The organism is Marinomonas gallaica (assembly GCF_001639745.1).
In the GTDB taxonomy this organism is placed as follows: domain Bacteria; phylum Pseudomonadota; class Gammaproteobacteria; order Pseudomonadales; family Marinomonadaceae; genus Marinomonas; species Marinomonas gallaica.
On record NZ_LTAX01000013.1, the window covers coordinates 1 to 11,518 of the forward strand.

Here is an 11,518-nt window from a genome sequence, read left to right on the forward strand (position 1 = left end):
AGGACTCGCTCCTTTTAACTTAAATGCCGGTTTGCTTGGTTTGCACATTAAGCATGGCACATAGTTAGGAGGGCGGGTCCATCTCATTTCCTACAACAAGCCGATAGAAGCTCTATCCCCGGTGAAATCGGGTCGTACGATAGAAGATTATGCCTTGATAAGAGACTTCAAGCGTTGGAGTCGCGCTGACGGTCTCGGAGCGATGATGATTGTCTAGTGTCCTTGCGAAAGAGCTGGTAGTATCTTTTACATATAGTCGGGGGGCAGAAATGCTGAGATCGCTGAAGCGAGACCCGTTGAACCTGATTCAGTTAACACTGGCGTAGGGAACTATAGGTAGTGATCTTGAATCCGTTTGACGCCCGTCACTCGTGATCTTCTCTAGCTCTCATACCTGTTCCTTTACACCGTAGAGGAACAAACATGAGCACACCTATTACACTTAGCATCGCCGGTTCCGACAGTGGCGGCGGCGCGGGCATCCAAGCCGATATTAAAGCCATTTCTGCGACAGGTGGTTACGCCTGCACCGTCATTACTGCGACTACTGCACAGAACACCCTCGGCGTCACCGATGTCCACCCTATTCCGCTCGCGCACATTGAAGCTCAACTTGATGCAGTGTTTACTGATCTCAATATTCAAGCCGTGAAAATTGGCATGTTGGCCGACTCTGACATCATCAAAGTGGTGGCTAAGAAGTTGCGCCAATACCAGCCTAAGCACGTAGTGCTTGATCCTGTGATGGTGGCGACCAGTGGCGATAGGCTGTTGCAAGACAGCGCCATTGAAACGCTTAAAACTGAGCTACTGCCGTGGGTGACAGTCATCACTCCGAATCTGCCTGAAGCCGCAGCACTGTTAGGCTGCGGCACACCCACGAGCCAAGAAGCCGCACTCGCTTTAATTCCAGCGTTAAAATTACTGCCGACCGCAGCGGTGTTACTCAAGGGTGGGCATTTAGCCGATACGGCTGAAAGCGTTGACTGGCTGATTACTGAAGAACAACTGATTTCTTTCGCCAGTCCTCGAATTGAAACGAAAAACACCCATGGCACGGGCTGTACATTGTCGTCTGCGCTGGCCTCGTTTTTAGCTCAAGGCTTTGACTTACCCAGCGCGACTCAACAAGCAAAAGAGTACATCAGCCAAGCCATTGCCTATGCGGATCAGCTAGACATTGGTCAAGGCCATGGCCCTGTTAATCACTTTTACATGTTTGCGCAGCGTTCCTAATGACAGACGCCTTAGCTATTAAAATCCAGCATGCACGGCTGGCCTACGGACACACTTCTGAGCCTGTATTACAGGATTTAAGTCTTACGTTTCGTGCCAATCAGTGGACCTGTTTACTCGGCCGTAGCGGTTGTGGCAAAACGTCGGTGCTGCGTAAACTGGCTGGACTGCTAGAGGACGCCTATTGGCACGGCGATATTCTTACCTGTGACGGTCAGCCATTAGCGGGCCGCATCGCTTACATGGCACAGCAGGATTTACTGTTGCCATGGTTAAGCGTGCTAGACAACGTCTGCGTGGGTTATCGTTTAAAAGGCCAGCCCGTGACAGAAGCCATACGTCAACAAGGACTGCGCTTGCTAGAGCAAGTCGATATGGCCGATAAGGCTCAAGCGTTGCCGCAAACTCTGTCAGGCGGTATGCGCCAACGTGCCGCCTTGGCACGTACCCTGATGCAAGACCAGCCTGTAGTGTTAATGGACGAGCCATTTTCAGCGCTCGATGCGGTGACTCGTCATAAGCTGCAAACGCTGTCGTTTGAGTTACTGAAACATAAAACCGTCGTGCTGGTGACGCACGATCCGCAAGAAGCGGTGCGCCTTGGTCATCAGCTTTATGTATTTGAAGGCGACCCCGCCAGCGCTCGTCCTTTGCCAGCTTTATCAAGCCAGCCGCCACGACGATTAGACTCAGACACGGCGCAGCTGCAAGAGCAGATACTAGAGCGGCTGGAGGTTGACCATGCATAATGTCTTGGCACAGCCACTTTCTCCAATCGGCTCACGACGCATCTCGTGGCTGAAAAAAGCACTGCAAGTGCTCATTTCAATTTCTGTTTTAGTCGTACTTTGGCAAGGGGCGATTACGATTTGGGATTTGCCAAGCTTTATCTTACCCACTCCTTTGTCGGTCTTTGACGTGCTGACCGAGCGCTATACCATTTTGTTTAAACATACTTGGGTAACGGCGCAAGAAATATTAATCGGCTTGCTGCTCGGTGTGTCTATCGGTTTATTCTTTGCCTTGCAAATGTTGCTGTTTGCGCCGGTTAGACGCTGGTTGCTGCCTATTTTAATCGCCAGCCAAGCCATTCCAGTGTTTGCCATCGCGCCCATTTTGATGCTCTGGCTGGATTATGGTATTGCCTCAAAAGTCGCCATGGCCGCCATTATTATCTTTTTCCCTGTGACGACTTGCTGCTATGACGGGTTACGCAGTACGCCGCAAGGTTATTTGGATTTGGCGCACACCTTAGGTGCCAATCGTTGGCGTCGACTGTGGCATATTCAGTTGCCTGCCGCACTGCCCGCGCTTGGTTCGGGACTTCGTGTTGCCGTGGTCATCGCGCCCATCGGTGCGGTGGTGGGTGAATGGGTCGGCTCCAGTGCTGGACTGGGCTACCTAATGCTGCAAGCCAATGCGCGCATGATGATCGATGAGATGTTCGCCGCACTGTTTATTTTGTCTCTCTTTTCGGTCGCGCTGTACTTTAGCGTCGACTGGCTCCTCAAAAAACTCATTCCCTGGCACGCACAATAAGGACAGCACTATCTTATGAAAACATTACTTCGCATCACCGCGTCATCGGCCATGGCCGCGTCTATGATTAGCCCAAGCTTCGCCGCTGATCACGAGCTGTCTCTGATGCTTGACTGGTTCGTGAACCCAAATCATGGGCCGATCGTGATCGCACAGGAAAAAGGGTACTTTGCGGAACAAGGCCTTGAGGTCACTATCCAAGAGCCGGCTGATCCTAGTATGCCGCCTAAGCTTGTTGCCGCTGGCAAAGTCGACATGGCCATTTCGTATCAGCCAACGCTCACCATTGATGTTGCAGCGGGCCTGCCTTTGATTCGTTCGGGGACTCTTGTTGCAACCCCCCTGAATACACTGATTGTGATGGACAAAAGTGGCATTGAGTCGCCTGCTGACTTAAATGGCAAAAAAATCGGTATTTCGATTGCGGGTACTGAAGAAGCGACAGTGGGAACCATGCTTAAACACCACGGCGTTGCTTACGATAAGGTCGAAATTATCAATGTGGGCTGGTCTCTGTCAGCCTCTTTAGCCTCAGGCAAGGTCGATGCTATTTGGGGCGGGCTACGTAACTTTGAAAGCAATCAACTGGAATTGGAAGGCTACCAAGCGACGGCGTTTTACCCAGAAGAGCACGGTGTGCCAAGTTACGATGAATTAATATTCGTTGCCAACAGTAAAACCTACGATAAAGCCGCGATCAAGGCCTTCAACAGCGCGATTGAAAAAGCCACGACGTACATTGTGAACCATCCTGATGCCGCGTGGAATGAGTTTGTGTCCTACTCGCCAGACACGTTGGACAATGAGTTAAATGCTATGGCATGGGAAGACTCTTTAACACGCTTCGCGCTGCGCCCAGCAGCGGTGGATTTGGCGCGTTACGATCATTACGCTCAATTTATGTTTGATCACGGCATTATTAAAACGCTGCCGAAAGCCGCTGACTACAACCCAATTATCAACTAGGAGACTGACATGGAATATCAAGATTTGGTTGATGCTTGCTCGGACGAGTGGCAAGCCTACATCGAGCACGACTTTGTCCTGCAAATCGCGGATGGAAGTCTGGACGAGCGTTGCTTTTTACATTATCTCAAGCAAGATTTCCTATTCCTAAAGCATTACGTGCGTGCTTATGCATTGGCCATTTACAAAGCCGATAACCTAGAAGACATGCGTCGCGCCCTACCCAGTGTTCAAGCTCTACTCGACACTGAGATCGCCCATCATGTGGCATACTGCAAAAAATGGGGCATTAGCGAAGCCGAAATGGAGCAAGAAGACGAAGCCTTTGGCACCGTAGCCTATACGCGTTTTGTATTAGATTCCGGCATGAGCGGAGACTTAACAAGCCTTTATGCGGCACTTGCGCCTTGTTCAATTGGTTACGCTGCGATTGGCAACCAACGCATGCAATCACCTGACACTAAGCTCGATGGCAATCCATTCCGTTCTTGGTTAGACCTATACGCCAGCGAAGACTTCCAAAGCCATGTCGCCCAAGGCGCACAGCACTTTAATAGCCTATTGGCGGACATTGAATTAAACAGCAAACAAGGCCAACGACTCGTCGAGACCTTCCGTACAGCGACACGTATGGAGATTGCTTTCTGGCAGCAAGGCTTTGACCACATCAAGCAAGAGGGCTAATACATGACACCTGAACTGATCGCGCAAGCACTCACGTCATTGCGTCAACAAAAGCCGTTGGTCGTCAACATCACCAACTACGTGGTCATGAACAACACTGCAAATGCCTTACTGGCCATTGGTGCATCGCCTATCATGGCCCACTCCCGTGAGGAGATGGCAGACATGATGGCGTTTGCGGGCGCCTTGGTCATCAACATCGGTACGCTCGATAAAGTCTGGGTGGAACGCATGGCCTTTGCTATTGAACAAGCCAATGCCAATCAAACGCCAGTCATTTTAGACCCAGTCGGTTGTGGTGCGACGGCGTTTCGTACCGCAACGTCGCGTCGCTTTGCTGCACTGGCTGAGCGTTTGATCATTCGTGGCAACGCGTCGGAAATCATTGCTCTGGCTGGAGATGCGTCGCAGGGCAAAGGGGTGGACGCGCAAGACAGCAGTCAAGCGGCGTTAAGTGCCGCGAAAGCCTTGGTCGATGAGTACCAGGCAAATGTCGTGGTTTCTGGCGAGGTGGATTACATTGTAACCAAAGACAGTGTGTTCTCTTTAAGCAATGGTCATTCTATGATGCCTCAAGTGACCGGTACCGGTTGCTCTTTGTCAGCCTTAACAGGCGCGTTTGCCGCCATTGGCGAGACGACCGGCCTAGCGGCAGCTGCGGTGATGGGTGTTGCTGGGGAAATTGCAGGACAGGATGCGAAAGGTCCCGGCAGCTTGCAAACGGCATTGCTTGATGCCTTGTTCGCACTCGACGATGACACCCTACTCGCGCGCTTGAAATTAGCGCAATTATAATCCGGCAATAGGAGCCTGCATGTCACCTTACACCCTGTATCTTGTCACCGATGAAAACCTCGATTTAACATCGCTCATGCACGTTGTCGAACAGGCGGTTGCCGGCGGTGTCACCATGGTTCAACTGCGTGAAAAGCATCATGACGTGCAGGCCTTTATTAAACGTGCGTTGGCCATCAAGCCTTTGTTGGCCGACCACAATGTTCCTTTAATCATTAATGATCGTGTCGACGTCGCATTAGCCGTCGATGCGGATGGCGTTCATCTAGGGCAAAGTGATATGCCAGCGACCATCGCTCGTCAACTGCTCGGCCCCGACAAATTGCTTGGGCTGTCAGTGGAAAGCTGGGCACAACTGGATGAAGCGAAACATCTGCCGATTGACTACATTGGACTCAGCGCGATTTACCCAACGCCGACTAAAAAAAATACTCAGTACCACTGGGGGTTGGATGGACTGATGCGAGCACTGAAAGAGTATCAAAAGCCAATCGTTGCCATTGGTGGGATTCGACCAGATAACCTAGCCGAGATCGCGAGTACCGGCGTTCATGGCATAGCTCTTGTTTCGGCGATTTGTACATCGGATGACCCTAAGCAAGCCGCGCAATCACTACTAGACTGTATTCAACGTGCTCGACACCCTTCATAAATGAAAAGGTGTCGAACAAAAAAGGCCAGCCGTATTGCTGGCCTTTTAATTAACATGAATAACCCTGATTAAACAAAGCCAAGCCAACGCGGCAAGAACAAGGACAATTCAGGTACAAAGGTCGTGATTAGCATTACCGGAATGCCCACAAAACCCATTAACGCCAAAGCCGGCATCACTGTTCGATGGATCGACACTTGACCAATACGGCACGCCATATAAAGAATCGGCGCGACTGGCGGGCTGTTCGCCCCGATCACCACAGAACAAGCCACGATTGAAGCAAAATGCACAGGATGCACACCACTTTCAACCATCAGTGGCATAAACAAAGGTGCCACGACAACCGTTACTGATACGTCATCCATGATCATCCCTGCAATGATCAAAAAGATATTCACTGCAATCAAGATCATTAGTGGATTTTCAATCATGCTGCCAACGAGCTGCGTCAGGTCCTGAGGTATACGTTCCATCGCCAAAATACGACCGATCATAAAGCTAAACAGTAAAATCAAGATCACCGTACCGGTTGTTTCCGCGGCAGACACCACACTTCGACTGAACGTAGGAATCGTCAGATCTTTATAGATAAAGAAACCGATCAACATGGCCGCAAACACAGCGACGGCTGCCGCTTCTGTCGGTGTAAAAATACCACCATAGATACCACCCAAAATAATAATGGGCAGCGACAATGCTGGGAAAGCACGAATGGCCGCGCGGCCTTTGCTCGGCGCTTTGTCCATACCAGCGGAAGCCGCAACATTGATTTCATCAAAGAAGCGACCCACACTAAAACGGTTCGCGGCAATCAAACCAATAATCAGCAACAATGCTGGCCCAACCGAGGCTGCAAAGCATGCCGCCACAGACTGACGCGTCACCACGGCAAACAGAATCATTGTGATTGAAGGTGGTATCAGAATGCCCAATAAAGAGGAGATTCCCAACAGCGCAGACGAGTAACCTCGTGGATAACCGCGCTGCTCCAATGGCCCAATCATAATAGTACCGATCGAAGCAACCGCCGCGGTTGCTGTGCCGGCGATGGCACCAAAGATGCCAGAAGCCACCACCATAGACGCGCCCATGCCCCCTCGGCGCTTACCGATCATCACTTCAATAAAGTCTACTAGACGCTTAGCAATACCACCGCTTTGCATCAAGTACCCCGTCAATACGAATAAAGGCAGAGCGATCAAAATAACAGAATCAAGTGAGCGGTAACCTTGCATCATCAACGTATTCAGGTTGGCGTCGTAAGCATATACCAAAAATGCCAATACACCGGCAAATGACCACGCAACAGGCACACCAATGATCATGAATAACAACAGAAGGCCAATTGCTATAAAACCGTCCATACTACTGACCCTCTTTCTTTAAACGACGAGCACCCGCAACCGAGCAAATAAAGTCACGTAATGCATAACAGGTACAACCCACAGCGGCGAGCATAATGGAAGCCTGTGGTAACCACAGTGGAATCCCCATACCCGGAGACGTTTGCGGGCGGCGTACACCCCATGCCAACATCCGGTAAGCCAACACAATGAAAAATACACAAATAACAAACGTGATCAGTGAAATCAGCGCTTTATGCATCAATTTCATGCGTTCATCGCTGATTTTTAGCTCAATAAAATCGACTACCAAATGCTGATTTCGGCGGCTAGCAATCAAGCCTCCCAACATATATAGCCACATGCCAAATAGCATGATGAGCTCAAGCAGACCGACTATGGACCAGCCGAATACGTAACGCGCCAACACCAAGAACAACATTAAACCAACAACCAACAAACTCGACACAAAGGCCGCAGCTTCCAGTAACCAGCCAACACGCTTGTCTAATCCAGAAAAAAACTTACTTATCATGGTTTCTCCAGCGTAAGAAAAAAACCAGCCCGCTAGCGGGCTGGTCTAAAAGGAGGTACTTCAATGTAAAACTTATAACGGTGAAGCGTTTTCGCGAATCACATCCATGATTTCAGAACCGATCTCATCATCCATTAGCGGCCAAACTTGCTCACGTGCAGCCTTGGCAAACTCGCGAATTTGCTCATCAGAAGGCTCGAAATATTCCATGCCAGCTTTTTGCGCTTCGGCAATGTAATGATCATCTTGCTCTTTTGCTGCTTTAAATTGATCGTTCATGATTTCATTCGCGGCTTCTTGAACAATTTTTTGCTCTTCTTCACTCATGCTTTCCCATGAATCAGAGTTCATAGACAGCACACCTGTCATAAAGAAATGCTTGGTTTGTACAAAGTAATCCAATGAATCGCGGAAGTACTCGTAATCCCAGTAGATAACGTTGCCAGCTTCACCGTCTACCACACCTGTTTGCAAGGCCGTGTACACTTCACCCCAGTCGATTGCAGCCGTTTGGTAACCCAATGCTTGCATCGTTTGAGGCGCAGGGAATACGGTCATGGTACGAACTTTAAGGCCTTCAGCGTCTTCAATATTCAGAGCGTATTTGCCTCGAGAACCAACACCATTGAACCCTTCTGGCCAAGGTCCGAAGAATTTCAAACCGATGTCTTGGTAAACACCACCCAACATATTATTAACCCAGCCACCTGGACTGTATGCTTTCAGCGCTTCATCCCAAGAAAGCGTCATGTATGGTGTATAAATAACACCAATGCGCTTATCGTAAGACGTCATGGGCCAGTTCAACATCACATCAACATCGCCTGCAACGTGAAGATCAAACACTTCTTGTTGACCACCTAATTCATTCTGGTAATAAACACGCGCTTCAATTTCACCATCTGATTTCTGCTCAATTAGCTCACCCCATTTTTTCAACGCGTCCCCCGCTGGTGAACCTGCTGTGCCAGAATCCGTCGCTAAACGCAGTGTCAGCGCATCCGCACTAGCACTCATCAAACAAGCCGTAGCAACGGCTGTTGAAACCAACGTTTTCAGTTTTGTCTGGATGCCTTTCATGTCATTTGTTCCTTTTTTTATTGAATACGAGCAACCTAAGCTGTCGCGTTAAGCGGTATTAATCATTGCTTTAGACACGTCTGCCTTAATCAAATCAATGCCACCAATTTTTATTGGAGCGGTCATACACCCTGTAAGAGCGACCGTGTTACACAATGCTTACATAATACCTATATTAAATATTACTAATACCTAATAAGCGACACTTTAGCACTATTAAACAGTCATAAACGACAATCCCTGAACACCTACTCCGCCTCGTCTATTTTTATTGTTAGCACGGTTTTTTATTGGAAATAGTGACATTTATCAACATTTTTATAGGTTTAGCATTTCAAATAATCATCAATCATGCTTGATTCAACCAATCAAAATCACTCTAACCTGTCGCTTATGGTTAACTATTTTAGCGACATTATGATGCTAGTCATTGCGCACGGACAAAACGACAACAAAGTTACCCAATAGCGACAGCTATAAATTTACTGATCGTTATGGCGGTTTATTTTTATGATGAAAGACAGAATGTGCAGGCTTAATCTTATAAACCTGACCGCTTTTAAGACCTCTAATGCAAAACGAAACGGCTTTTTATGGCGTCACAGAGAAAAAACGGAATGCATCATATTGAGCATAACGACATAATTTCGCAGGAATGCGTCGGGCTAGGACAACCCTTGTGTTGATGAGCGCACTACAATGCTAGTTCTCTTAATTTAATCATGGAACTTACATGTCTGATTTCATCACTGTAATGCGCGAAACGTGCCCAACACCTGTTGTTGATGCAACGAAATGGAAACGCATCGAAGGCGAACCACACACTGTTAACCTAAATGCTTACCTATCTGAAGATGGTAGCAAGATCATGGGTACGTGGATCTGTACTCCTGGTAAATTTGAAGTGGAATACGACAAATGGGAATTCTGCCACTTCCTTGAAGGTTACTGCATTATCACGCCTGAAGGCGAAGAGCCGAAGCACCTTAAAGGCGGCGATGTATTTGTTATCGAACCAGGCATGAAAGGCACTTGGGAAGTGGTTGAGACAGTACGTAAGTATTTCGTATTCGCTTAATCGCCCCATTAAACAGCACTGCCTAGCAGTGCTGTTTCCTTCCGCCCTATAGATCTACCCGCCCATTTCTTTGATTTAATTCAAACCTTACCTAGCTAGCATTATTTTTACTTATTTAGCCAGATTAAGCGTATTTTTAGGATTCACCCATTCGGTCGAAACTTTTTCACAGGAGAGGCATATACTATGCGCCGTTCTCGTGTTTAAAACTAAGCGTCGACAGCATGCTGCCAACCTAGCCATTCAAACTCTGCAATTGAGGGCGTTTAGTTGTAAACATGCTTACCCTTGGGACTCTTATGAACGCTTGGTACTTCCTCTGTCTATTATCTGTTGTGGCGATTTTAATCGCCTTCAGTAATCAATATGTCTTAAAACTCCAAACCACCATCGCCATTACCACAGGTTCGGTTGTGATATCCCTTCTTTTGATGGGCTTCACTCAGTTTTATGACAATAGCTTTACCGAATCCATTACTACCTCTGTTGCCAGCTTGAATTTTAATATGCTGCTGTTAAACGGTATGCTCGGCTTTCTGCTCTTTGCCGGAGCCTTAGAGATCGATTTAAAACTGCTGAAAAATCAACGCTGGGAAATCGCCATCATGGCGTTCTTTTCAACACTGATTTCGACGTTTATTGTCGGCGGTTTATGCTATTTCACATTCCATCTATTAGGCTGGGAGCTGCCCTTTATATACTGCTTGCTATTTGGTGCCTTAATTAGTCCGACTGACCCCATTGCAGTATTAGCCATTATTAAAAAGATGAATGCACCCGAGAAAATATCCGTGCAAGTTGAAGGCGAATCCCTATTCAACGACGGTATAGGACTGGTGGTTTTCACTACTATTTTCGCAGTGGCTTTCTCTGGTGAAACCGCAACGATGTCTGGTGTAGCAGAGCTGTTTTTAGTCGATGCGGTGGGCGGTGTGCTATTTGGCTTAGTCATGGCCTTGATCGCTCACTGGTTGATTCGTACCAGTCATGACACCAGCATTGAATTACTGATTACCTTGTGTATCCCTACGGCGGGTTATGCACTGGCCAACGTCATTGGCATTTCCGGCCCGTTAGCGATGGTGGTAAGCGGTATATTCATTGGTAACGTCACGCACAGCAAAGGCTTTTCGGAAGCAAGCCAAACGACGATGAGCCACTTTTGGCACACCATTGATGCGTTCTTAAATTCATTGCTGTTTATCTTGATAGGCTTGCTGCTGGTGGTTTTGCCCGTTACATGGGCAGAGGTAGGCTTAGGTATTTTGATGATACCGGCGGTCTTGCTTGCACGCTTTATCAGCGTTGGCTCCGTGTACAAGCTTTTTCGCAGGTTCCGCGAGTACGATCCGCATTCAGTCAAAATTCTAACTTGGGGCGGCTTACGTGGCGGGTTAGCATTGGCCATGGCCGCATCTATCCCGCAGGGCCAATTGATGGTTAATGGCGCTGATTACCATACGCTCGTGGTAGTTGTGACCTACATTGTGGTGATCTTTTCAATCATCGTACAAGGCTCTACCATTTCACCGATTATTCAACGAAGCATTGAAGAAGGTGCAAAACAACTGGATTAATCACCCGAAAGGACCGACAGTTCAGTATGT

At 48.2% G+C, this 11,518-nt stretch carries 12 protein-coding genes and 1 riboswitch; of the genes, 9 read left to right on the plus strand and 3 right to left on the minus strand.

Features of this window, described 5'->3' with window-relative positions; genetic code table 11:
* Positions 1-247: 247 nt before the first annotated feature.
* A riboswitch (TPP riboswitch) is annotated at positions 248-346 on the plus strand.
* Between the two features lie 77 nt (positions 347-423).
* Genes thiD through thiE form a run of 7 tightly spaced genes read left to right on the plus strand, consistent with a single transcriptional unit; the run spans position 424 to position 5,872 of the window.
* On the plus strand, positions 424-1,236 hold the full coding sequence (gene thiD / locus AYW76_RS12475) for a bifunctional hydroxymethylpyrimidine kinase/phosphomethylpyrimidine kinase (RefSeq protein WP_067220634.1): 813 nt from the start codon (positions 424-426) through the stop codon (positions 1,234-1,236).
* Positions 1,236-1,985: an ABC transporter ATP-binding protein gene (locus AYW76_RS12480; RefSeq protein ID WP_067220639.1), complete on the plus strand. Its 750-nt coding sequence runs from the start codon at positions 1,236-1,238 to the stop codon at positions 1,983-1,985. The genes thiD and AYW76_RS12480 overlap by 1 nt, the downstream gene beginning before the upstream one ends.
* Positions 1,978-2,775: an ABC transporter permease gene (locus AYW76_RS12485; protein ID WP_082866215.1), complete on the plus strand. Its 798-nt coding sequence runs from the start codon at positions 1,978-1,980 to the stop codon at positions 2,773-2,775. The genes AYW76_RS12480 and AYW76_RS12485 overlap by 8 nt, the downstream gene beginning before the upstream one ends.
* Before the next feature lie 15 nt (positions 2,776-2,790).
* A complete protein-coding gene (locus AYW76_RS12490; RefSeq protein WP_067220641.1) occupies positions 2,791-3,741 on the plus strand; it encodes an ABC transporter substrate-binding protein in 951 nt (316 codons plus the stop codon).
* Positions 3,742-3,750: 9 nt separating this feature from the next.
* Positions 3,751-4,425 carry a thiaminase II gene (tenA, locus tag AYW76_RS12495; protein WP_067220645.1) on the plus strand — a complete coding sequence of 225 codons (675 nt, stop codon included), beginning with the start codon at positions 3,751-3,753 and terminating at the stop codon, positions 4,423-4,425.
* 3 nt (positions 4,426-4,428) lie between these two features.
* The gene (thiM, locus tag AYW76_RS12500) at positions 4,429-5,220 is read left to right on the plus strand and encodes a hydroxyethylthiazole kinase (RefSeq protein WP_067220649.1); all 792 of its coding nucleotides are present in this window, start codon (positions 4,429-4,431) and stop codon (positions 5,218-5,220) included.
* 19 nt (positions 5,221-5,239) lie between these two features.
* The gene (thiE, locus tag AYW76_RS12505) at positions 5,240-5,872 is read left to right on the plus strand and encodes a thiamine phosphate synthase (RefSeq protein ID WP_067220654.1); all 633 of its coding nucleotides are present in this window, start codon (positions 5,240-5,242) and stop codon (positions 5,870-5,872) included.
* A 68-nt stretch (positions 5,873-5,940) separates the two neighbouring features.
* Here thiE and AYW76_RS12510 read toward each other — a convergent pair whose 3' ends face one another.
* The 3 genes from AYW76_RS12510 to dctP form a co-directional block, all read right to left on the minus strand.
* The gene (locus tag AYW76_RS12510; protein WP_067220658.1) at positions 5,941-7,239 is read right to left on the minus strand and encodes a TRAP transporter large permease; all 1,299 of its coding nucleotides are present in this window, start codon (positions 7,237-7,239) and stop codon (positions 5,941-5,943) included.
* Between the two features lies 1 nt (position 7,240).
* Entirely contained in the window at positions 7,241-7,753 is a 513-nt protein-coding gene (locus tag AYW76_RS12515) for a TRAP transporter small permease (protein WP_067220663.1), read from the minus strand.
* 72 nt (positions 7,754-7,825) lie between these two features.
* The gene (gene dctP / locus AYW76_RS12520) at positions 7,826-8,833 is read right to left on the minus strand and encodes a TRAP transporter substrate-binding protein DctP (protein ID WP_067220666.1); all 1,008 of its coding nucleotides are present in this window, start codon (positions 8,831-8,833) and stop codon (positions 7,826-7,828) included.
* 733 nt (positions 8,834-9,566) lie between these two features.
* Between dctP and AYW76_RS12525 the strand changes: the two genes are divergently transcribed.
* Together AYW76_RS12525 and AYW76_RS12530 are read left to right on the plus strand one after the other, a co-directional pair.
* Positions 9,567-9,911 carry a cupin domain-containing protein gene (locus tag AYW76_RS12525; protein WP_067036007.1) on the plus strand — a complete coding sequence of 115 codons (345 nt, stop codon included), beginning with the start codon at positions 9,567-9,569 and terminating at the stop codon, positions 9,909-9,911.
* A 299-nt stretch (positions 9,912-10,210) separates the two neighbouring features.
* The gene (locus AYW76_RS12530) at positions 10,211-11,488 is read left to right on the plus strand and encodes a cation:proton antiporter (protein ID WP_067220669.1); all 1,278 of its coding nucleotides are present in this window, start codon (positions 10,211-10,213) and stop codon (positions 11,486-11,488) included.
* The last annotated feature ends 30 nt before the right edge of the window (positions 11,489-11,518 follow it).

Coding starts and splice junctions, on each gene's coding strand:
- AYW76_RS12490 (WP_067220641.1), top strand. CDS start 2,791: ATGAAAACATTACTTCGCATCACCGCGTCATCGGCCATGGCCGCGTCT.
- AYW76_RS12515 (WP_067220663.1), bottom strand. CDS start 7,753: ATGATAAGTAAGTTTTTTTCTGGATTAGACAAGCGTGTTGGCTGGTTA.
- AYW76_RS12510 (WP_067220658.1), bottom strand. CDS start 7,239: ATGGACGGTTTTATAGCAATTGGCCTTCTGTTGTTATTCATGATCATT.
- AYW76_RS12485 (WP_082866215.1), top strand. CDS start 1,978: ATGCATAATGTCTTGGCACAGCCACTTTCTCCAATCGGCTCACGACGC.
- thiE (WP_067220654.1), top strand. CDS start 5,240: ATGTCACCTTACACCCTGTATCTTGTCACCGATGAAAACCTCGATTTA.
- AYW76_RS12480 (WP_067220639.1), top strand. CDS start 1,236: ATGACAGACGCCTTAGCTATTAAAATCCAGCATGCACGGCTGGCCTAC.
- thiM (WP_067220649.1), top strand. CDS start 4,429: ATGACACCTGAACTGATCGCGCAAGCACTCACGTCATTGCGTCAACAA.
- tenA (WP_067220645.1), top strand. CDS start 3,751: ATGGAATATCAAGATTTGGTTGATGCTTGCTCGGACGAGTGGCAAGCC.
- AYW76_RS12525 (WP_067036007.1), top strand. CDS start 9,567: ATGTCTGATTTCATCACTGTAATGCGCGAAACGTGCCCAACACCTGTT.
- AYW76_RS12530 (WP_067220669.1), top strand. CDS start 10,211: ATGAACGCTTGGTACTTCCTCTGTCTATTATCTGTTGTGGCGATTTTA.
- thiD (WP_067220634.1), top strand. CDS start 424: ATGAGCACACCTATTACACTTAGCATCGCCGGTTCCGACAGTGGCGGC.
- dctP (WP_067220666.1), bottom strand. CDS start 8,833: ATGAAAGGCATCCAGACAAAACTGAAAACGTTGGTTTCAACAGCCGTT.